Raw genomic sequence first — 19,734 nt, 5'->3', positions numbered from 1 at the left:
ATATAAGCTCCACTAGGGGCGGGGTCAAGGGAAGCTGACAATTTTTGCTGTCGATTCGCCAAATTTCACCACTAAAAAGGAGCAAAATTGTGACATTTTCCCTTATTTGGGCAGCCTTCTAAAACGCCTGCCACCCTAGTCCTCAGGGAGCTTGATCGGATTAGCCCTGCGCACCGCTTCCTCTATTAATGGTGCGTACTCCGCCAAACTGTCAGACAGCTGTGAAAAAGCCTTTACCCCACCGTTCTCTTGCCATTGCACCCCCAATCCGACATCGGTTGCGATAATCGCACAGCAATCTGACGGCAAACTATCCACTAACTGATGCAGGTACTGCCATGCCGCCTGAGGCGCCTTAACGCTATTCCTCCAATCCCAATTGCCGGCAAAGTTCATCTCATGATTAATACGCTGACGCTGCAGCGCCCAGCCAACCTGCAGGCGCTTTCGGTCATTCCATCGGTAGCAATATACTGCAGCGGTCCCCTCCCCCAGTGCCGCAGGTAAGGTCTGGATTTGCACGGTAATACCCGCCTTGGCAGCACGCCCCCGCAAATCCGCCAAGCGGCTATCGCGTTGATTGGGCTTCAGCCACATCACAGGCCCTAATACCAGGGCAATAGCAAAGCCAATAATAATTACCGGTAGCCACTCGGACATGTCGGTTCCTTACGATGATGAAAAAGCGGCCTATTCTGCGACGCCTTATATGATCCATGTCAAACAGTTTTTTTTACGGTAGACTGAAAATGGCTGTCGCAGGAGGCCCCTCAGGGCAAAAATAAAAGACAGGAGTTAATGGAATATGGCGAAATATCAACGAATTTTGGTGGGGTTGGACCTCTCAGAAGAGTCGTCACAGGTTATAGAGAAAGCAGCGACTCTCGCTGAAGCTTTCAACGCTGAAATCAGCTTAATGCATGCGATTGAACCCCTGACATTTGCCTACGGTGGAGATATCCCCATGGATTTGTCGGAGGTGCAAGACCAGCTGCAAAGACAGGCCAAGGAACAACTGCAAAAAGCGGCCCTACCGCTGAATATCCCTGCTGAGCGTCAGCATGTTATTTTGGGGCAGCCATCCACCGAGATACACCGCTTAGCCAAAGATCTCGACATAGACCTTATCGTAATCGGTAGCCACGGGCGTCACGGGCTGGCGTTGCTTCTCGGATCAACATCTAATGGCGTTCTTCACGGCGCCAAGTGCGATGTTTTAGCCGTTAGAGTTTATGTAGAGGAAGAGTGAGCACCTCTCCTTTACAGCACGAGAGGTGGTGCTAAGCACCACCTCTTCCAAATACACAAACCCTATTCATCGCCCCCTTCCAACTCCGACCAACGATCGAAAGCGGTCTCTAATTGGGCCTGCTTCTCTGCAAGTGCATTCAATCGGCTCTGCACTTCGGCTTGCTCCTGCTGATAAAAAGCAGGATCGGCCACCTCGGCCTCAATAGTGCCAATTTCCTCTTCAAGCTGCTCAATCAAAGCCGGCAGGCTGTCCAGTTCACGCTGCAATTTATAGCTGAGCTTCTTTTTCTTAGTCTGCGACTTATCCGCTTCAGCCGGCTTGGGTTTTACCTTAGCCTCAGGAACCTCTTTCTCCTTCACCTCCTGCTCGAAACGGCCTCCTTGGCGAATGAAGTCGGCATAACCACCGACATACTCACGGATGCGACCATCTCCCTCAAAAGCCAGACACGAATCCACAACATTGTCGAGAAAAGCGCGATCGTGGCTGACTAATATCACAGTGCCACTGAACTCCAACAGCAATTGTTCAAGCAGTTCCAGGGTTTCCACATCCAAGTCATTAGTCGGTTCGTCGAGCACCAAAATATTGGCTGGTTGACTGAACAATTTTGCCAGGAGGGCTCTATTGCGCTCACCTCCACTCAAGGCACCGACCTTGGTACGCGCTTTCAAACCACTAAAGAGAAAGTCCGACAAATAAGACATGATATGGCGACTCTTACCGCCAATGGTGACCGAGTCGCGCCCCTCGGCAACATTGTCCAGCACGGTGAGCTCAGGGTTAAGCTGGTCTCTACGCTGGTCAAAGTAGGCGACCTGCTGTTTGGTGCCCAAACGGACTTTCCCGGACTGCGGTTGGAGATCTCCAAGCAGCACTCGGATCAGTGTGCTTTTGCCGACACCATTGGGGCCAATCAACCCCACCTTATCACCGCGCATCAAGGTAAATGAGAGGTCGCGGATTAGGGGAGCCTCATTGGGGTAGGCAAAGGTAACATTGCTCAGCTCGGCCACCAGCTTACCGGACACTTCACCACTATCGAGAGACATCCGGGCAATACCCTGCTGCGTACGGCGCGCTTCTCGCTGGCGCCTAAGTCCCTGTAAAGCACGCACACGCCCCTCGTTACGGGTGCGTCTCGCCTTGATCCCCTGGCGAATCCAGGCCTCCTCCTGGGCTAACTTTTTATCGAATAACGCCTCATTTCTGGCCTCTTCTTCTAAAAGCTTTTCCTTTTCCTCCTGGTATCGCTCAAATTCGCAGCGAAAAACACGCAGGTACCCCCGATCCAGATCCCACACTGTGCGGGACAAGCGCTGTGCCAAAGCACGGTCGTGACTGACGAATAGTAAGGCACCTCTAAAAGTATCGAGGAAACCCTCCAGCCACTCTACTGCGGCAATATCCAAGTGGTTGGTGGGCTCATCGAGAATAAGTAGGTCTGGCTCTGTAACCAATGCCCGGGCAAGGGCTGCGCGGCGCTGCCAACCACCAGAGAGATCGGCCACCAATTCATCCGGATTCAATCCGAGACGATCGAGTACACTGTCGACTCTGGGCAAGAGTTCCCAGCCGTGCTCTGCTTCAATTTTGCTCTGCAACTCAGCCGTAGGGGTTTGCCGATAGCCGGCCAACACCCTTCCTATAGGCCCCAAACCCTCGGCCACATAGCAGTAGACAGTGTCGAGACAGTCCGCAGGCAGCTCCTGCTCAAGAGTTGCCATCACCATCCCACTAGCGCGAACGATTTCCCCTGCATCAGGGTCCACCTGCCCGGCAATCAGGCGCAATAGGCTGGACTTACCCTCCCCATTGCGCCCCACAAGACAAATACGATCACCCCGTTCAATTTTTGCACTGGCATTATCAGCAAGAATTTGGGCCCCGTAACGCAGACTGACCCCATCCAATAGAAGCAACATAATTAGGCACTACAATTAACAGACCCGGTTAACATTCTCGCTAGAAAGATGAATGAAACGAAAATTGCCGCTTCGGGTCCTGTGAAAAATTCGCTATTTTACGCTTTTTTGCCAAGCCGTCTCATAAACTTGCGCGACCAGACTCAATTTCGGGGTTACTGTCATGTCAGTTAGCACAAGGGGACTCCCCCAGTTATTCGCCCCCCTGTTAATCTGGGCCTGCCTCGGCGCCCAGGCAGCACCACAGGAATCCGCAAAGGAATTGACCCAACAAGAGGAGTCGTCTTCAGAGACATCCAGCCAGCGTCAGCTGTTACAGCAAGCCAGGCTCGCCATCAAACACGGCAACAAGAAGCAGCTAGAACGGTTGAAAGCCAAATTAACCAATTATCCCCTGGCCCCTTACCTGGACTACTGGGCAATTAGCAGAAAATTGCGCCAATTACCGGTTAAAGAGATTGACCTTTTTCTTGCAGAGAATCAGGGAACTGCTATCGGCGACTGGATGCGCATTAGATTACTTAGAGAGCTTGGGCAACAGCGCCAATTCAAAACCTACCTGAAATACTACCAACCTGAAAAACACCGCCGCGCGGCACTTCGCTGTTATTACGCAAACGCTCTGTTTCGCCATGGAAGCAAGGAAAAAGCCGATCAAGTTACCACCGAACTCTGGCTCGTCGGCCACTCCCAGGCTGAAGAGTGCGACCCTGTATTCGCACACTGGATGCGCAATGGCGGTCTCACTCAGGAGAAAACCTGGGCCCGCCACCTGCTCGCCCTGAAGGAGGGCAATCTGGAGCTAGCTTCTTATATCGCCAGGAAAATGGACGAGCCCTATGTGCAGAGAGCTACTGTGCTGAGGGAAGTGCATAGATCCCCCAAAAGCCTTCTCAACTACTCTCGCTTTCTACAGGCGCCCAATCAAAATAGGGAAATTATCCTGCATGGACTGCATCGCCTAGCTCGAAAAGACGCTGCAATCGCCGAGGAAGCATGGCAGCGCTATAGTGCAAGCCTCCTCTTTAGCGATGATGAACAGGTGGATATGCTTCGCCACTTGGCACGTCAATTTGCTCGGCAAGACAATATCCAGGGACTATTGCAGCTAACTAAGAATCACACCATTGATGATGGCTATTCCATTGAGTGGCTGGCACGACAGTCTTTGCGCGAACTTGATTGGGAGCGGGTTGCCTTCTGGATAGACCGCCTACCTATTGAACGACAACAGCGTGACCGCTGGCTCTATTGGAAAGCCCGCTCACTGGAAGAAGTCTACGGTAAAGCTCAATCTGGAGCAGCCTCCCTACTGTATCGGAAAGCTGCGCGCGAGCGCAGTTATTACGGTTTTCTCGCCGCCGATGCACTCGGGCAAAACTACAGCTTTGTGGACCGGCCCGCTCCAATCACACCAGTGCAAGTGCAGCAGATGGCCCAGCGTGCCGATTTGCAAAGAGCTCGTGAGCTTCAGGCTATTGGTGAGCTATTCCACGCCCGCCGGGAATGGAGCTACGCCACTCGGGAGATGGATCACGGGGAACTTTTAGCTGCGGGAAAAGTGGCCAGTGCTTGGGGGTGGTATCACAAATCCATACAGTCGGTTCTTGCGGCGGACTACCTGGATGATCTGGAGCTCCGCTTTCCCCTGGCCTTTGCCGATATAGTAACAAGTGTAAGTGAGCAGGTCGGACGGCAGAGCGCCCCCTTAGAGCCCTATATGATTTTTGCCGTCGCCCGTCAGGAAAGCCACTTCAGCCACGATGCCAAATCAAGGTCTGGCGCATTGGGCCTGATGCAATTGCTCCCATCCACCGCCCGTGCAACAGCGAAACGCGCCGGAGTTCGCTATCGACGCAGCTGGGATCTTCTCAGCCCCAAAACCAATATTGCCCTGGGCAGTTTTTATCTGAGCACTCTGTTAAACCGCTTCGATAACAACCGCTTCCTCGCCGCAGCGGCTTACAACGCGGGGCCAACACGGGTCGCAAAGTGGTTAAAGGAGACCCGTCAACAGCTTCCACACGACGTCTGGATAGAGACCATTCCCTATAGTGAAACCCGAAATTATGTGCAGAATGTACTCGCGTATACGGTAATTTATGCCTATCGAAGTGGCACCAAGCTACAGTTACTTAGGGCAAATGAAGCAAGCAATAAGCTTTAGGAATCTTTTGTGAAGCTTGAAGATTCCTTGTGCAGCCTTTATGTGGCTCGTTTTTGCGGAAAATGAGATTCATTCTGAAGCCCTTTTCAGGTGAGGGCTTCAGACAGAAAAGAGATTTCTTAATAATTCAGAGGTGTCTATTCATAGGTGCCTATTCAGCTGATCCGTTTTGCCAGCCATGCTCGCAGTTGTGATTGCTCGAAAGGCCAGGCACAAGTGTCTTCAGGATCACCCAAACCTACTACCGGAATCAGTAAGCTAAAGCGCTCGAACAAGCTATCATCATCGGCAATATCCACCTCCCGCAAGCGCAACCCAAACTGTTCTAACAAGGGCCATATTTCCAGCTTGGCTTTCTCGCACAGGCTACATCCGAGGGTGGTATACAACAGCAATTCACGGGGGGCGCTCATTAAAATACCCCCAGAGTATTTAACCAAAAGTAACCAGCAGCACCCGCGATTAACAAAACAGCTAGCCCCATCGCTTTCATGGAAATGCTGGGCTTGGGCTCCCCTTCCAAAGACTCCACCATATTTGGCGCCTCCTCCCGCTGTTCACCAATGGGCACCGCAAAGGAACGTTGAGTGACATCTTCAGCAGCGATTTCGCCTGAAGCAAGCCGTGAGGATTTCATTAAATGTGAAGAGATTGCGGGACGCACTGCAGTGCGATCGAGGTCATCGGCAGGGCCCACAACGGAAAAGCTTAACGAGTCGAACCGCAACTCATCTCCCCTTCGCACACGACTCTCCGTAATTCGCCGACCATTCACGAAAGTACCATTGGCCGAGCCGAGATCAATCACGAACAGCAATCCCTCACGTACTTCCATCCGCGCATGACGGCGCGAGAGATGGGAAAGTGAAAAAGTGATATCACACTCCTCAGAGCGCCCCACCACTGCCCCACCTTTAACAGGAAATACTTTTCCAGCTATGGCTTTGTGATTAGCCCGCAATGCCCAGGCTACATTTTTAGCCTTGCTTGAACTGAGCTTCGTCACCTTGGGGTCGACAATTTGCAGTGTTCGGGACCCAATTGTTATCCGATCATTCAGTTTTAAATGGCAGGCTGAGGCGACCGACTTACCGTTAACTAGTACTTGAGAACCACCGGAAACATTTCCCAGAGTCAACTGATCCCCTTTAATCGCAATCTTCAAATGCAACTTCGCTATAGAGTCATCCGGTAAACATAGGTCGCATCCTTGATCGCGCCCCACCGTCACACCAGGGGCCACCAGCCAAACACTTTGGCCCGAATCGTTTACATCACAAAGTTTGAGCATCGGTCGCGCTCCTCGCCCTAAGGAGATTGAATATGGGGCATCCTAAATAAGGTGGGAGTCCCAATTAACTGTATAACCTGAAAAAATTTGCAGATTGAAAGATCGAGCCGAGTTTAACACGGGCAATATCATTAGCGTGTGATTGGGTTTGCAGCTTACAATGGCGCAAAGGTCTAATATCCAGCTCAGGCAAGGATGACCTATTCAGCTGCCGCAGGTGTCGTTGGGTAAAGTACACTTGCAGCACGACAGGGAAAAGACGGGCTTTTGCCGAAGCGGCTATCACCGTCAGTTACGATAAGAAACCATAACAGGTAGTTGCACGCCAGTGAGTGAAGCCAAAGTACGCGAAGTATCGCGGCACAGCGAAGCAGTTCAACGCACCCCAAGTGCTACCCGTAGCGCTGGCGCCACTCATCCCGGTTACCGGCGTGAGCAGAACGAAGATGCCTATTGGGCCGATGAAGCTGAGGGCATTTGGGTTGTCGCCGATGGTTTGGGCGGCCACCACGCCGGAGAGATTGCCAGCCAGACTGTTGTCGAGGAAATTCAACAGTGCGCCGCGACCGACCGCCATTATGAACGGGCATTACAAAAAGCCCACGCCCTACTGCTCGGTGATGAACACAGCACTGCCAATATGGGATCCACCGCGGTGGTGCTTGCCGAGGAAGGGGATTACTATCACATCTATTGGGTTGGAGATAGCCGGGCTTACCTGTGGACACCTGGCGATAAAAGCGGGGAGTTCAGTCAACTAACCAGTGACCACTCCTATGTTCAAATGCTGATGGATTCTGGCGCCATCAACTCCGAAGAAGCCGCAAGTCATCCCAATCGCCACGTTATTACCCGATGTATTGGCGGTAGCACCAACCCAAAGCTCGAAGTTGATCGAGTTTCCTATCGTTGGAGCGCCGGACAGAAAATTCTACTTTGCAGCGATGGCCTCAGTTCTGAAGTCCCCAATGAGAAAATAAACCGGATCATTTCAGAAAATACCAATATTCACCAAGCAGTCGAACTTCTCATCAACGCAGCCCTCGACGCCGGCGGCAAAGACAACATCACCATTCAAATTATCGAAGCTCCAGCCATTGCCTCTCCCCCAAGCATTTCGAAGCAATCTACCGATAGCATCACGCAAAACGAAAATGTCGACACAAGCCGCAACAACAGAAAGTGGCGCCCGCTACTGATTTTGCTTGTCGCTTGCGGGGCTGTTGCCGCACTGGCAGGCGGACTGTCCCAGCTGCTTTAACAGGGCGATAGCACACCATGGAACTCGTCAAGAGTGGCAACTCCTCGCTGCAAATCCCCGGTTATCGTATTCTCCGAAAAATAAACCAAGGCGGCATGTCCACGGTATACCTGGCCATTCAGCGCAGCGTGGGTCGTCAAGTGGCTCTCAAGGTTATGTCGCCGGTTCTCAATGCCGATCCAATCTTTAGCGAGCGATTCCAGCGAGAAGCCAATATTGTCGGGCAGCTCTCACACCCCAATATTGTCGGTATCCACGATATTGGACGCTACCGCAGCCTGAACTATATCGCCATGGACTATATGTCTGGCGGATCGGTTGCGGAGAGACTCGCCAAAGGGCCACTGGAGCCACTGGAAGCTCTGAACGTGGTGCGACAAATTGCCATGGCCCTGGATCACTCCCACAGCAAGGGGTATGTACACAGGGATTTGAAACCGGAAAATATACTTTTTCGGGAAGACGGTTCCGCCGTATTGAGTGATTTCGGTGTGGCTCGCGCAGTGGCACACACCACGAGAATGACCAATAGCGGCATGGTCGTGGGCACACCCCACTATATGAGCCCCGAACAGGCCAGGGGTAACGCCATTGATGGTCGCGCAGACCTCTACAGCCTTGGCGTGGTTTTTTATGAAATGCTGACCGGCGTCGTACCCTACCAGGCCGAGGAAGCAGTGGCTATTGCCATCAAGCACTTGACCGATCCCATACCAAAACTGCCTGCCCGGCACGCGCTGTACCAGTCGATTATTGAGCGCGCCCTAGCCAAAGATCCGTCAAAACGATTTCAACGAGGCCTGGAGGTTGCCGATGCGGCCGATCAGCTGGTTGCCACCTTGGCAGGGAAACCAAGCCAGCAAATCAGCCAGTTAAACAACACCTCTATCGGTGTATCCAGCCTGGCACGAGCACTTTTCCTTACTCTTTTCAGCAGCCTCCGCGAACGCTTTATCAAGACCTGGCAACTTAGACAGGGCAACCCCCAGCAACTTGGGCCTGCGCGTAAAGATCAGGATACCCTTGTACGCCTAAGGCAATTGGTCAGTGAGCCGGTAAAACACAAACGCCCATGGGCTTTAAGTGCTATCACCGCCATTACTCTACTTTTAGGCTGGAGTGTTTTTAGTGTATTGGGCAACAAGGCACCCCAGCAGGGCAGCATCACATTAGCAGATGACGCTAACCTCCTTATCCCCGATTCTATTACCAGCACCGATAACCTAGGTAAACAGCAAACCAGCATGGCAGGTGCAGTCTCAGAAAAACTGCCAGAACATGCACAAAAACTGACCAGCCCTCAGACTATCTCTCAAGGAGGTTCACTCAATCCACCTCAACCGAGTCAGTCTATTCAATTACCGGTACCGACCGATTTAACGGCTCAAATCTCTGCCGACACTTCCGAGAAACCGCCAGAAGCACCAAGCACTACACCAACATTTGCCTTTACAGTAGCGCCCGAGCCTGAGGATGCGCGCATACGCATAATGAATATTGCCCCCCGCTATCAGCCCGGCATTCAACTGGAGCCAGGGCAATACGATGTGGAAGTCAGCAAGCCTGGTTATAACCATTATCGGCGCTGGATTAACGTTGATGACCAGGATCTCCAGCTTTCAGTAAAACTTCAAAAAGCCTACTTTGCCGGGAAGAAAATACGCTCAACGCTCTCCTCTGGCGGCCGAGGGCCACAAATGATCGTGGTGGATTCGGGAGAATTTACCATGGGCAGTGATAAGCACAGCAACAGCCGCCCGGCACACCCGGTAAATATTCCCAAACCTTTTGCCATTTCAACCCGCGAAATTACTTTTGAAGAATATGATCGCTTTGCCCTGGCCACAGATGCCAAGCAACCCAGCGATGCCGGTTGGGGGCGTGGAGAAAGGCCGGCCATCAATATCTCTTGGCAGGATGCTCAAGGCTATGTTCAGTGGCTTTCAAAGGAGACGGGTAGAAAGTATCGCCTACCCAGTGAAGCTGAGTGGGAATATGCAGCTCGAGCGGGCACAAACCACTCTTTTTGGTGGAAAAGTAGCGACGCAAGAGGAAAAGCCAATTGCAGGCGCGGATGCGATAGCCAATTTAACAGCCTTTTCTCTATTAAAACCGGGCCGGTTGCAAACTACCAAGCCAACCCATTTGGCTTGTACGATACCGCGGGCAATGTCGCTGAGTGGGTACAGGACTGCTATCAACCCGGCTACGATAAAAACCGCAACACACCCTCACCCGTAAACATCAAAAACTGTCAGTTACGCAGTGTTCGCGGCGGCTCAATGCGGGACCCCTCCAACAGAATCGGAGCGGAATATCGCAAGGGTCTCGATGAAAATAGCCGCACAAAGGATGTGGGGATACGCGTTGTGATGGAACTTGATTGATGCTCGATCAAGTTAAATAACTGAGAATCTCTCCAAGACACTGCCATCAACTTTTCACGACCAAAGTCAAAGCATTCAAGTAGTGGCAAATAGCAATGGATATTTCAACCTGAGGCAATAAAGATCAGCAGCCACGACACATCCTTGTGCCACATTGTTCCACTACTCCAATAATTCCCTAGGCTAGCAACTGCTTCTAGTTACTTTTACTTTCGCTGTATTTCCCAAACATTATGGATCTTGGGATTGCGCTGAAAATCCTTATCCAGTAACTGCAATGGCTGCACAGCAAAGACTTCAGTAACTGCCGCGTCCATTTTAAAGCTGCGCAAATTATTGGAAAAAATCAAAGTGCCCTGCGGAGCCAATAGCGCCATACACTGGCTGATCAGATTGGCGTGATCGCGTTGGATATCCAGCACCCCTCGCATTTTGGCCGAGTTGGAAAAGCTCGGGGGATCGAGGAAGATCAGGTCATAATGCCCTTTACGATTTTGCTGGGCCGATGCCAGCCACTGCAGGCAATCCGCCTCTATCAATTGATGCTTATAGGGGTCCATATTGTTTGCACGGAAGTTTCGCGCGGCCCAGGATTGATAGGTTCTGGACATATCCACACTGGTACTCTGTACACAGCCACCCAGAGCCGCTTGTACAGTGGCAGTCGCGGTATAGCAAAATAGGTTGAGAAACTTTTTCCCCGAGGACATTTCGCGCAGATACTTTCTCACCGGGCGGTGGTCCAGGAACAGCCCAGTATCCAGGTAACGCCACAAATCCACTTCCAACTCAGCGCCGTACTCCTGTACTTGTAGGCTAGCCCCTGCATCAGCCTGCTTTTGATACTGGCTTGCGCCCTTCTGCCCGCTTTTATGGCTGTGGCGACGGCGCTCCTTGATACTAATTTTCCCCCTGGACAACTCCAGAACGGATTGCACAGCCCGCATCAGATCTCTTAACCGGTTTCGCGCCTTGTTTTCATCAATACTGGCCGGTGGCCGGTACTCTTGCAGATGTGCATACAGGTCCCCATCCAGGGTTCGATATAAGTCCACCGCAGCGGCATATTCAGGCAGGTCAGCATCGTAGAGCCTAAAACAATCAATACCATTTCTGGAGGCCCACTTACCCGTGGTGCGTAAATTCTTACGCAGGCGGTTGGCCACCATTTCGGCTTCCGGGGAAAGCTTACGCTCCTTTTGCGCGGTTTCGCTTTGCTCATTTTGTCCGCGCACTTGAAACAGCAGTAATTGGCTTGGAATTGTGCCGTTATACAGCTGGTAGTGCTTGTGGGAGCGCAGGCCAGTGGAATAGCCCAGCTCAGGATTACCGGTAAAAATTCCCACCAGCCAACCGGGGAACTCCGCCTTCAGCTGCCGCCCCAATTCCGCGTAAGTTTCCCGCAGAGCCTCTTGCTCTCCAAGGCGCTCACCATAGGGTGGATTGGTCAATACCAGGCCAACATTGACCTCTCTGTGACTCGGAACCTTGAATGTCGCAACCGGCCGACAGCTCACCCTCACCTGACGCTCCAATCCCGCCCTGGCGATATTACCTTCGGCGGCAAATAGCACCCTGGCATCAGCATCGTAACCGCGAATTTCTGGTAGAGGCTTTTCCAAACCTACACTGCGGCGCTGCAAAGCCTCCTCTCGCAGTTCATTCCAAATATCGCTCTGGTGGTTGAGCCAGCGCTCGAAACCAAAGCTTTCGCGGAAAAGACCCGGTGCGATATCTGCAGCCATCATGGCCGCCTCAATCAAAATAGTGCCTGAGCCACACATGGGGTCCAAAAGGGCCCCGCCCTGCTCCGCAACCTGCGACCAGCGGGTACGCATCAAAAGGGCTGCCGCCAGGTTTTCCTTCAGGGGGGCAGCACCGATATGTGTTCTATAACCCCGCTTGTGCAGACTTTCCCCACTCAGATCGATGGCAATATCCAGCTTATCCCGCTGCAGTCGCAGGGCAACGGTTAAGTCTGGATTGTGCTTATCGATGCTGGGCCTCGCACCGGTTTTTTCCCGCAAGCGATCGACGATAGCATCTTTTGTCTTTTGTGCGCCAAACTGGCTGTTACGGATCTCTCGATTGGTCCCCGAAAACTGCAGCCAAAGTTTCCCCGAAGGACCAATATGCTGCTCCCAAGGTTGTGCCGCCACAGCCCGGTAGAGATCTTCAGCTCCGCTAATACGCACTTGATCAAGCTGCAGGAGGATTCGGTTGGCCAGACGGCTCCAGAGGCAACAGCGATAGGCCAACTTCAAAGAACCGGCAAAATGCACTGCCGCGGGCTGCTCTCGAAGGACCCTGGCACCCAGGGACTCCAGCTCTCCGACAAGTAGATTCTCCAATCCTTTCGGGCAGGTCGCGGTGAACTTAAATTCTTCTATATGTGAGTCGGTCAAAACTTTTACTCGATAACCCCACAATAAGTGGGTATATACAACGCCTGTTGGCGCGAATTAGATTTTCAAACGGCCTGGAAGGGATACCTGAAAGGCAGCAACTTCCTCGGCAGGCCAGACTTTCTGGCGCGATTATCCCACTTTGTAACGGCTGAGCCTATGGCACATGAATATCGCTATGGTGTCTACCGGGTCACGCCCACTTTTCACTGGCATTTTGCAAATACCCTAGGTGCCTCATCCGGCTTTTTCCGATTGCCGCCCCTCCACCATATTCTTGCAGTGTGGGAAGCGAATGGCGGCGCTCAACTGCCCGCGGAAAAGATTCGCTAAGCTTTAATTGTCGATGCAACAAAACCGCAATAAGCATCCAACGGACCGCGCCGCAGTCCGTAAATCTACAAGCAGAGGTGCCGTATAGATGAAACGCCAAAAACGCAATCACGCCGACAGGGCTTTCTATAAAGGGTATTTGGCAGCCCTGAACAATAAGTCTATTGATAGCTGTCCCTTTGTCGAAAATGACCCACACCAGGAATGGGTGAACGGCTGGCGTGAAGGGCGGGAAGACTACTGGAATGGCTTTGACAGGACTACCAAGGCGCAAAAACTGGAAATTTATGGCGCCGTTTCTACCGATATCCAATACCCAGACGGCTGGAGCACCATTTAGTCAGCGGGAAGGTGCAGGCAAGCCTGCACCTTTCGTCAGCTCATCAGAAACAAAAAGCGCCAACCCATTGGCAAACCACCCTGATCGGCAAGCACACTTCACAGCCATTAGGCGGGCTGGTCAATATCCAGCTTACTCACCGGTTGAACGGCGTCGCTCCATGGCAATGGCTTCCACTGCCTCACGCACCAATTGGGGCCCGCGGTAGATAAAACCGGTATAGATCTGAACAGCCGTTGCCCCAGCACGAATTTTTTCAGCGGCACTGTCGCCATCGAAGATACCGCCCACGCCGATAATCGGGAGCTGCTTATCTAACGCTTTTGATAGCTGCGCAATCACCTCTGTAGAGCGTTGCTGTAAGGGCTTTCCACTGAGCCCACCCTCTTCATTGCCGTGAGGCAGATTGGCCACAGATGATTTATCGATCGTGGTATTCGTGGCGATAACCCCATCGATGCTGTATTCACACAGCGCCTCGGCAATCTGCGCTATGGCATCCCCTTCCATGTCAGGAGCAATTTTCACCGCAACTGGCACATAGCGATCACTCTTTTGAGCCAGCTCCGCCTGCTTGTCCTTGATACTACCCAGCAGCCTGTTGAGACTCTCACCAAATTGCAGGTCCCGCAGCCCCTTGGTATTCGGCGATGAAACATTCGCGGTAATGTAATCGGCGTAGGGGTACACTTTTTCCATGCAGAGACGGTAATCATCAGCCGCCTTTTCCACCGGGGTATCGAAATTCTTGCCGACATTGATACCCAAAACACCCTTGTAACGGCGGTGTTTCACTCTATCAATCAAATAATCAACCCCAAGGTTATTGAACCCCATACGGTTGATAATGGCACCCGCTTCTTCTACACGAAACAGTCGAGGAAGTGGGTTACCCGGCTGCGGGCGAGGAGTCACGGTACCCACCTCGACAAACCCAAAGCCAAGTGCTCCCAGCCCATTAAATGCCTGGGCATTCTTATCCAGCCCCGCGGCCAGACCAACCGGATTCGGTAGGGTCAGCCCCATCAGCTCTACCGGGTCATGCGCCACTGATTGCTTGAAAAAAGACATCAAACCGAGGCGCTCAGCAGCACCTATTGCATCCAGAGAGAGGTGGTGGGCCCGCTCGGGATCGAGCGCAAACAGAGCTTTACGCAGAGTTGAATACATACCTTTCCTTACGTGGGGACTGGACCCGTTCGCCCGGAGCAAACGAACGGGAGTAGAGTTTCATTACCGCCCGTGATCTCTGAAAGTTGGAGAACCTCCAGCGATTTCACGGGCTTGCACCGGCCTATTCCGCCAAGGTTTCGCGATCGGCCGTTGCGTGGGCGAGGTACATCAACTCGCGCAACGCTACTGTAAACATCGCAAAATCACCGACGGCAGCAGCCTTCAGCTCGGCAATCATAGTGTGCCAACGCTGAATAGCTGGCGCCATAATAGCGCCCCAGCGAGACATTGCACTATCTACATCCAAATTCTCAGCACTGGCGAGACGCAGGATATGGACGGCCAGGGTAGCGAGCTGACTGTCCAAATCATCCATACTGGTCTCGCGAGCCTGGGCCTGCCAGAAACTATCCACTGGCAGATCCACAATCAGGTTGCCAAACCAGTGCAAATTCAGCTCATCGGAGAGGCTGAAGTAGACTTTAGCCACTTCCTCCACCGGCCGGTCACTGGCATAGGCTGATTCAGAAATACCCAGAGCCGAGTAGAGATAGGTCGGCGACGCAGACAGCAGGGCGATCTCTTCCGGCAAACCAGCCTCTAGCAGTTTCTGGTAGCGCTGCTCCCACTCCCCCAATGGGTCGCCACTAAGGACTTTGGGCAGAGCCTTGATCACTCTCTGCACCTGAGATTGGAACAGGGCACAATTCTGAGCTGGCTCCAAATCACTGCGGCGATTGCGCAGGAACCAGCGGGCTGCGCGTCGAACCCGGCCGATCATAGAGTTGAGCAGTTCGGTCTGCAGCTCTGCGGGCACCTTGTAATCCAGCTCGGCCAGTTGTTGCTGGAACTCCACCATCTTGTAAACATCGCGGGCACTGATATAGGCCGCAGCGACATCGTTAATATCCGCTCCGGTTGCGGTACTGATGCGGTTGTAAAAGGTAATCCCCATACTGTTGACCATTTCGTTGGCCACCTGAGTGGAAACGATCTGGCGCAACAGAGGATGCTCGTATACCTGGTCTTTGTAGCGCTCTACCAATGCTGCCGGGAAGGCGGATTCGGCCGCTTCGCGCACACGAGGGTTATCGGTAATCTCCGCCTCCTGTAGCTCCTCTTTCAGCTTCACTTTCACGTAGGAAATCAAAACGGAAAGTTCCGGCCGGGTCAGGGTCTGACCCTTGTGTACCCGATCAGAAATCTGCTCATTATCGGGAATAAACTCAAGGGCCCTCTTTAATCGGCCATCTTCTTCCAGGGTATTAATCGTACGGCGGTACTCATCCAGACGCTTGGAGACTTGGTATTCCGCCACACTCAATGCGCGGGTCTGGTCGTAGTTATTATGCAGCACCAGCTCGCTCACCGAATCGGTCATACCATGCAGCAGCTGGTTACGCTGCTTCTCGGTAAGATCGCCATTCGCCACCACTTTATCGAGGAGAATCTTGATATTCACCTCATGGTCGGAACAGTCCACGCCCGCAGCGTTATCGATAAAGTCTGTGTTACAACGGCCACCGTTAAGGGCATACTCGATACGCCCACGCTGGGTCATACCCAGATTGCCACCCTCACCAAAAACTTTAGCGCGCAACTCCGCGCCGTTAACGCGCAAATGGTCGTTGGATTTGTCGCCCACTTCACTGTCAGTTTCCGTCCCGGCCTTAACATAAGTACCGATACCACCATTCCAAATCAAATCCACCGGCGCACGCAACAGAGCACTGATCAACTCATTGGGCGTCAGTCGGTCTTCCTTGATATCGAAGGCAGCTTTCATCTCTGGCGTGATACTGATCGCTTTCACTCTGCGCTCAAAGACACCGCCACCCTTTGATATTAAGGTGTGATCGTAATCCCTCCAGCTGGAACGAGGCAGCTCAAACAAACGCTTGCGCTCTTCAAAACTGCTTGCCACATCGGGACTCGGATCGATAAAAATATGCATATGGTTGAACGCAGCCTTTAGCTGGATATGCTCAGACAACAGCATACCGTTGCCAAACACATCGCCACCCATATCGCCGATACCAATTACAGAGAAGTCCTCTTTCTGAACATCCACTCCCATCTCACGGAAGTGCCTCTGCACTGAAACCCAGGCTCCGCGAGCGGTAATACCCATCTTCTTGTGGTCGTAACCCTGACTACCACCCGAGGCAAAGGCGTCCCCCAGCCAAAAGCCGTAATCCGCGGCAATACCATTAGCGATATCGGAAAACGTCGCCGTTCCCTTGTCCGCAGCAACCACCAGGTAGGGGTCGTCCTCATCCCGACGCACCACCTGCTCGGGCGCGACGATCTCACCGTTTTTCAGGTTGTCCGTGATATCCAGCAAGCCGCGGATAAAGGTTTTGTAGCAGGCGATGCCCTCTTCCAGCATGGCCTCGCGGCTGCCATCTGCAGGGGGGCGGCGCACAACAAAACCGCCCTTGGCGCCACTAGGGACAATCACCGCATTTTTTACCGCCTGGGCTTTTACCAAACCCAAGACCTCTGTGCGGAAGTCTTCCCGGCGATCCGACCAGCGCAGGCCACCGCGGGCAACCTTACTACCACGCAGGTGTACACCTTCCACCCTTGGGGAGTAGACAAAAATTTCAAATTCCGGACGCGGCTCGGGAATACCGGGAATATCCCGCGGGCTGAACTTGATGGAGATATAGTCCTTGGGCTGACCATCGGCTCCGGTTTGGAAAAAGTTGGTTCTCAAGGTGGCGAGGATCAACTCAAGATAGCGGCGCAATACCAGATCTTCATTGAGGTTCTCAACGGCATCGAGACCATCGTGAATTTTGGCAATCAACCGTTCCACGCGGGTTTGCTCTTGCTTGCCACTACTCAAACGCGGATCAAACAATGCGCGGAACAGGGCCACTAAATTGCGCGTGATTTCCACTTGGCTAGCCAGGGTTGCGGCAATATAGCTCTGGCTTGCACTGGACTTTGTCTGCTTGAGATAGCGTGCATAGGCGCGCAGCATAGAGACTTCGCGCCAGTTCAAGCGCGCAGCCAGCACCAGGCGATTAAAGGCATCGCTCTCAGCGGTATGGCTCCAGATTGCAGCAAACGCATCCTGGAAAAGGCCACGGGATGCCTGCGCATCGATTTTCGTTGGCAGACCAAATTCCAGGTGGAATTCATGCATCCAAACATCGGTGCTGCCGGAAGGACGAATAGTATAAGGGAATTCTCCGATTACCCGCAGGCCTAGGTTTTCCAATACGGGAATCACATCGGAGAGGGTCAGACCACTGCCCCAGTTAAATACCTTGAAGCGCAAACTGCCCTGAGCGGCTCCCGATGGCTGGTAAAAGCTCATCGCCACCCGGTTGTTTTCGTTGAGATCCTGGATTGCCGCCACATCCTGTACGGCGATGCGCGGCTCAAAATCCTCCCGATAACCTGCCGGGAAGGCGCGGCCAAAAATTCGGAAAAGTCGGTTACCCTCTTCCTCTCCGCTACTTTCAACTAAGGATCTTTGAAAAACATCTTCCCAGGAGCGGGTAATATCCACAATCTGCGCCTCCAGCAGCGCTACGTCTATATCGACAGGCTCATCGGGCGAGATACGGAAAACAAAGTGCACGCGCGCGAGGATGGATTCAGAAAAATAGGTAGTGAAATCAGACTCTTTGGCCTTGATCGCCTTGGAGATATGAGCACAAATCAATTCGCGTACGCTACTGCTGAACTGGTCCCTTGGAACATACACAGTGGCTGTAACAAATTTCCCAAAAAGGTCTCTGCGCATAAACAGGCGAACATGGGCGCGCTCATTCAGGCTGAGTACCCCCATCACAACATCGAAGAGCTCCCGGGTGCTGCTCTGAAACAGTTCATCGCGGGGAAAGGTATCCAGAATACGGCGCAGCGCCTTACCATCGTGCCCATAACCAGAGAGACCACTGTACTCAATAATTGAGGCCATCTTGCGTCGGATAATAGGGATCTTGGCTGGACTCTCTGTGTAAACTGGTGAGGTATAGAGCCCCATAAAGGCGGACTCACCAATTACCTCGCCCTCGGCGTTATAGCGCTTGATCATGACATAATCTGAGTAAGCGCTGCGATGTACGCGGGATTTCACCGAGGACTTGGCAAAAGTCAGATAGTTGGGCCCCAGGTAAAAGCGCTGCTTGCCTTCGCTAAAAGCCGTTTCGGGCATAGGCGCTGCTGCTTCTTCCAGCTTCTTGAAAATACCCAAGCGGCGATCTTCCACCTCACTGAGAATTTTCTTGTCGCCTACCTGACTGAACTCATACTCCCGGTAGCCGAGAAAGGTAAAGTTGCCGTCCCGCATCCACTGTAAAAACGCGCAGGCCTCAAGGAGATTGGTATCGTCCTCAGATACTCCGGCTTTCAGCTGCCCTTCCATACCGCCACAGGTCTCGAGCATGGGCGCGTAATCATCAACCACCAACTCCACATCGCCGAGAACATCTTTCAGGGCCGCAGTGAGCTCTGAGGCAAACTTCGCCGAAGTGTCATGGTTGACCTCAATATAAATGAGGGCCTCACTGACTAACTTCGCCCCTTTGGCAGGCTTGTGATCTTTAGCCGTAATATGTTCAAAAGTCAGGTTGGGAATTTCATCCCTGGGTGGCAGCAGGCGCTTTAATTTTCCGCCGGCACTGCGCTCGAGTTGCAGCACGGTACTCTTAATGGAATGGATAACCGTATTTTTCTGGTTGACCTCCATACGCACCGAGTCCACCAGGAATGGCATATCCCGTACCAGTAGCCCTATTACCGTATGCGAGCATTCCCAACCATCGTCTTCCAGGCGCGGATTGAAGATGCGCACCTTGGGCAGGCCATCAGAACGTTGCTGAATAAAGTTCCACCAGGTGTAGATACAACCGTAGATATCTACCAGACGTCGGCCCTGCAGGTCTTCCAGTGGATACTGGTGCAGAAACTGCTGCGCAAAAGCCACCACCGGCTCTGCATCAGATGACAACTTATCGCGAATCAGTTCACAAATCTGTGCCACTAACTCTTCACGGCTGTCGGTAATCACCGTCGCCATATTCACGGGGAACCTCCCAATCTCATTTTTGTCACATCGAATCCTATGACTGTAGATCCGAAAAGATCGTCATCTCATCCCTGAAGTGCTGCAGGGGCGAGTCCAAAAAATTAAACTTTCAATTAACCTTGTGAGTGGCACCAACGCCACCTCAAGAATGTC

General features: G+C 52.6%; 13 protein-coding genes. 6 read left to right on the top strand and 7 right to left on the bottom strand.

All coding sequences use genetic code 11. From position 1 onward, the window contains the following. Positions 1-135: 135 nt before the first annotated feature. Complete coding sequence (locus FIU95_RS08435; RefSeq protein WP_152453249.1) at positions 136-660, bottom strand: hypothetical protein; 525 nt, start codon at positions 658-660, stop codon at positions 136-138. 145 nt (positions 661-805) lie between these two features. Here FIU95_RS08435 and FIU95_RS08430 point away from each other — a divergent pair, with 145 nt between their 5' ends. Then, complete coding sequence (locus FIU95_RS08430) at positions 806-1,249, top strand: universal stress protein (protein WP_152453248.1); 444 nt, start codon at positions 806-808, stop codon at positions 1,247-1,249. 62 nt (positions 1,250-1,311) lie between these two features. Here the strand turns inward: FIU95_RS08430 and FIU95_RS08425 are convergent, their stop codons facing one another. Next, positions 1,312-3,177 carry an ATP-binding cassette domain-containing protein gene (locus FIU95_RS08425; RefSeq protein ID WP_152453246.1) on the bottom strand — a complete coding sequence of 622 codons (1,866 nt, stop codon included), beginning with the start codon at positions 3,175-3,177 and terminating at the stop codon, positions 1,312-1,314. A 163-nt stretch (positions 3,178-3,340) separates the two neighbouring features. Between FIU95_RS08425 and FIU95_RS08420 the strand changes: the two genes are divergently transcribed. Then, positions 3,341-5,344 carry a transglycosylase SLT domain-containing protein gene (locus tag FIU95_RS08420; RefSeq protein ID WP_152453244.1) on the top strand — a complete coding sequence of 668 codons (2,004 nt, stop codon included), beginning with the start codon at positions 3,341-3,343 and terminating at the stop codon, positions 5,342-5,344. Between the two features lie 155 nt (positions 5,345-5,499). Here the strand turns inward: FIU95_RS08420 and FIU95_RS08415 are convergent, their stop codons facing one another. Together FIU95_RS08415 and FIU95_RS08410 are read right to left on the bottom strand one after the other, a co-directional pair. After that, the gene (locus FIU95_RS08415; protein ID WP_152453242.1) at positions 5,500-5,757 is read right to left on the bottom strand and encodes a glutaredoxin family protein; all 258 of its coding nucleotides are present in this window, start codon (positions 5,755-5,757) and stop codon (positions 5,500-5,502) included. After that, complete coding sequence (locus tag FIU95_RS08410) at positions 5,757-6,635, bottom strand: FHA domain-containing protein (protein WP_152453240.1); 879 nt, start codon at positions 6,633-6,635, stop codon at positions 5,757-5,759. The genes FIU95_RS08415 and FIU95_RS08410 overlap by 1 nt, the downstream gene beginning before the upstream one ends. A 328-nt stretch (positions 6,636-6,963) precedes the next feature. Here FIU95_RS08410 and FIU95_RS08405 point away from each other — a divergent pair, with 328 nt between their 5' ends. Both FIU95_RS08405 and FIU95_RS08400 read left to right on the top strand, forming a co-directional pair. Further along, positions 6,964-7,896 (top strand): PP2C family serine/threonine-protein phosphatase, encoded by a 933-nt coding sequence (locus FIU95_RS08405; RefSeq protein ID WP_152453238.1) that lies wholly within the window; start codon positions 6,964-6,966, stop codon positions 7,894-7,896. Positions 7,897-7,913: 17 nt separating this feature from the next. Then, a complete protein-coding gene (locus tag FIU95_RS08400; RefSeq protein ID WP_152453236.1) occupies positions 7,914-10,283 on the top strand; it encodes a bifunctional serine/threonine-protein kinase/formylglycine-generating enzyme family protein in 2,370 nt (789 codons plus the stop codon). 206 nt (positions 10,284-10,489) lie between these two features. Here the strand turns inward: FIU95_RS08400 and rlmKL are convergent, their stop codons facing one another. Next, positions 10,490-12,688, bottom strand: a complete 2,199-nt coding sequence (gene rlmKL / locus FIU95_RS08395) for a bifunctional 23S rRNA (guanine(2069)-N(7))-methyltransferase RlmK/23S rRNA (guanine(2445)-N(2))-methyltransferase RlmL (RefSeq protein WP_253868978.1) — start codon at positions 12,686-12,688, stop codon at positions 10,490-10,492. 27 nt (positions 12,689-12,715) lie between these two features. Here rlmKL and FIU95_RS08390 point away from each other — a divergent pair, with 27 nt between their 5' ends. Together FIU95_RS08390 and rmf are read left to right on the top strand one after the other, a co-directional pair. Next, positions 12,716-13,021, top strand: a complete 306-nt coding sequence (locus FIU95_RS08390; protein ID WP_152453234.1) for a hypothetical protein — start codon at positions 12,716-12,718, stop codon at positions 13,019-13,021. A gap of 88 nt (positions 13,022-13,109) precedes the next feature. Beyond that, positions 13,110-13,361, top strand: coding sequence for a ribosome modulation factor (gene rmf / locus FIU95_RS08385; protein WP_152453232.1), 252 nt, complete (start codon positions 13,110-13,112; stop codon positions 13,359-13,361). A gap of 132 nt (positions 13,362-13,493) precedes the next feature. Here the strand turns inward: rmf and FIU95_RS08380 are convergent, their stop codons facing one another. Together FIU95_RS08380 and FIU95_RS08375 are read right to left on the bottom strand one after the other, a co-directional pair. Next, positions 13,494-14,531, bottom strand: coding sequence for a quinone-dependent dihydroorotate dehydrogenase (locus FIU95_RS08380; RefSeq protein WP_152453230.1), 1,038 nt, complete (start codon positions 14,529-14,531; stop codon positions 13,494-13,496). Positions 14,532-14,655: 124 nt separating this feature from the next. Further along, positions 14,656-19,572: an NAD-glutamate dehydrogenase gene (locus FIU95_RS08375; protein WP_172975488.1), complete on the bottom strand. Its 4,917-nt coding sequence runs from the start codon at positions 19,570-19,572 to the stop codon at positions 14,656-14,658. Positions 19,573-19,734 lie beyond the last annotated feature (162 nt).

Origin of the sequence: Microbulbifer sp. THAF38, from assembly GCF_009363535.1 — a bacterium.
Lineage (GTDB): Bacteria > Pseudomonadota > Gammaproteobacteria > Pseudomonadales > Cellvibrionaceae > Microbulbifer.
Note: the sequence above shows the minus strand (reverse complement) of the source record. Positions and strands in the feature narration are given on the sequence as shown.

Bases quoted from the DNA above. Each gene is read 5' to 3' on its own strand.
- FIU95_RS08435 (WP_152453249.1), bottom strand. From the start codon at position 660: ATGTCCGAGTGGCTACCGGTAATTATTATTGGCTTTGCTATTGCCCTG.
- FIU95_RS08430 (WP_152453248.1), top strand. From the start codon at position 806: ATGGCGAAATATCAACGAATTTTGGTGGGGTTGGACCTCTCAGAAGAG.
- FIU95_RS08425 (WP_152453246.1), bottom strand. From the start codon at position 3,177: ATGTTGCTTCTATTGGATGGGGTCAGTCTGCGTTACGGGGCCCAAATT.
- FIU95_RS08420 (WP_152453244.1), top strand. From the start codon at position 3,341: ATGTCAGTTAGCACAAGGGGACTCCCCCAGTTATTCGCCCCCCTGTTA.
- FIU95_RS08415 (WP_152453242.1), bottom strand. From the start codon at position 5,757: ATGAGCGCCCCCCGTGAATTGCTGTTGTATACCACCCTCGGATGTAGC.
- FIU95_RS08410 (WP_152453240.1), bottom strand. From the start codon at position 6,635: ATGCTCAAACTTTGTGATGTAAACGATTCGGGCCAAAGTGTTTGGCTG.
- FIU95_RS08400 (WP_152453236.1), top strand. From the start codon at position 7,914: ATGGAACTCGTCAAGAGTGGCAACTCCTCGCTGCAAATCCCCGGTTAT.
- rmf (WP_152453232.1), top strand. From the start codon at position 13,110: ATGAAACGCCAAAAACGCAATCACGCCGACAGGGCTTTCTATAAAGGG.
- FIU95_RS08380 (WP_152453230.1), bottom strand. From the start codon at position 14,531: ATGTATTCAACTCTGCGTAAAGCTCTGTTTGCGCTCGATCCCGAGCGG.
- FIU95_RS08375 (WP_172975488.1), bottom strand. From the start codon at position 19,572: ATGGCGACGGTGATTACCGACAGCCGTGAAGAGTTAGTGGCACAGATT.